The 2,151-nt window shown below is 23.8% G+C and carries 2 protein-coding genes; both read right to left on the bottom strand.

The window, feature by feature from the left end; genetic code table 11:
- Positions 1 to 521 precede the first annotated feature (521 nt).
- Positions 522 to 785: an ATP-binding protein gene (locus NG904_RS17685; protein ID WP_286674378.1), complete on the bottom strand. Its 264-nt coding sequence runs from the start codon at positions 783 to 785 to the stop codon at positions 522 to 524.
- Between the two features lie 232 nt (positions 786 to 1,017).
- On the bottom strand, positions 1,018 to 1,137 hold the full coding sequence (locus NG904_RS17680; protein WP_502801470.1) for a histidine kinase dimerization/phospho-acceptor domain-containing protein: 120 nt from the start codon (positions 1,135 to 1,137) through the stop codon (positions 1,018 to 1,020).
- Between the last annotated feature and the right edge of the window lie 1,014 nt (positions 1,138 to 2,151).

The raw sequence follows: 2,151 nt of genomic DNA, 5'->3' as shown, positions 1-2,151 counted from the left end.
CCTCCACCACTCTTGATAAGTATTCTCTTTTTCAAATGTAATTTTAACAATAAAACGAACCCATGTCAATACTAAATATCAATAAAAACATTATTTATTTTGCAATTTTATATATTATCTTTATATTTAATAAGCTTTCTTTCAAAAAATATTGTCTATTTGTAACAATTTCTAATTTTAATACAAAGAATGTTTTTTATATTTCCTTATTTTATTTTGTGTTTTTATTATTTTATTTTTTTTGTTATTTTTATTGTGTTGTATTTTTAAAGGTATGTTTCACTAACGTTTTATATAATAATATTAAGGTTATTTTATTAAATTCCATAAAATCACATCACTTAACTTTTTATTAGCTTCACCATCTCCGCCCTCAATTATTAATTAACTTTTTTCTATTCGCTTATCTATCTATATATTTTTTAACTCTAATAATTCTATAGTATATTTGAGTAACAAAAAAGAACCTATAAAAATAGATTCTTTTTTGTTACTCAACTTATTATTTCTTTAATTAATAGTTATCTTTTAAATTTAATTATTACTTTAAAAAGATCTCCATCAACTTCAATACTGAAGCTTCCACCTTGAAGCTCTACAAAACTTTTAGAAATTGCAAGACCTAAACCTGATCCTTCAGTGTTACGTGATGAATCTCCTCTAGCAAATCTTTCAACTATCTCATTTGGATTAAAATCAATTTCTACTTCTGACATATTCTTCAAGAGTATTTCTATATATTCATCCTCTTCTAAAATATCTATATATACTCTTGAATTTTTCATTGCATATTTAGCTATATTATTTATTAAATTTTCAAATATTCTAAATGTTTTTTGACTATCTAGATTTAAAATAATTTTATTTTCAGGAAAATTATTTTTTAATATTAAACCAGAATTATTAATTTTATCACTTAATTCTATTTGTGTTTGCCTCATAAGTTCAACTATATCAACTTTAACTAAATTTAATTGAACATTCCCACTTGTTGCTTTACTTACTTCAAATAAATCTTCAATTNNTACGATCCTCTTCACTAATATTCTCATCTTTTAATAAGTCAATATAAGTTATTATAGATGTAAGTGGAGTTTTTAAATCATGTGATACATTTGAAATAAGTTCTGTCTTCATCTTTTGACTCTTTACTTCTTCATCAACTGCTTTTTTAAAGCCTTGTTGTATCTTTTTAATTTCATCCTTAAAGCTATTAAAAAGACCTAAGTCTTCGTTTATTTCAACATCTAAGTTTCCCTCTGCAATCTTATTTGTAGCATTAAGTAGAATTTGATATTTACCTTTAATATCATCTGAATATTTTCTTAAAATTATAAACAAGACTATTGTATATAAAAGTGCTGCCATGATTCCGAAAAACCATATACTGCAAATAATCACAAGAGCAACAAAATTTATAGCTAATATTTTAATAATAAATTTATTAGATTTATCCGTTAAATCAATATTTGACATATAATCGACTAGATTGTTTACCCATTTTTTTGATAATCTGAATATTTTAGCAATAAGTAAATTTTCTTTAAAGTATTTAATAAATCCAGTCTTAAATATATGCTTTAAGAACATAGCTCCACTTAATATTGCAAAAGTTATTACACTCCATAAAACCGTATTTATAATTATCCTTAGCATCCAATCCGTTTCTTGTGTTATTCCAAATCCAACAAATCCATTTCCGAACGTTCCTTGTAAAGTTTTTAATATTGCTGCACATGATGATATACCACACATCATGGCTGCACATCCAAATATAAATACAAGAACTTCAAATGGAACTTTAAATATATACTTAATTCCAAGTACTTCTTTTCCAATTTTATAAGGAATCAATAATGATACTATTAAGATAGTTGATAATATTATTAGTACTGTTGATACTACTACATCATTATTTATATTTACGCTAGATCTTTCTATCATTTCGCTTATACTATCATTGTATTTTAATTCTTTAGGAATAGCATAAACAAATGTAGTATCTTTTATTTTATTTAATTTAACGTTATCATCATAAACATGAAGTGAATTTTCAAATTCGAAATTTATAAGATTATTTCGTACATTAAATTCATCTGCACCATAAACAGTATTCACTTTAATATTTCCTTCTTCATCAAATTGCAAGAC

Origin of the sequence: Clostridium sp. ZBS15 (genome assembly GCF_023845705.1) — a bacterium.
Lineage (GTDB): Bacteria > Bacillota > Clostridia > Clostridiales > Clostridiaceae > Clostridium > Clostridium aquiflavi.
The sequence above is the reverse complement of the archived record's forward strand: the minus strand, read 5'-3'. Positions and strand labels throughout refer to the sequence as shown.

What these genes read in the sequence shown, in the direction of transcription:
- NG904_RS17685 (WP_286674378.1), bottom strand. Translation starts at nt 785, where the DNA reads ATGAAAAATTCAAGAGTATATATAGATATTTTAGAAGAGGATGAATAT.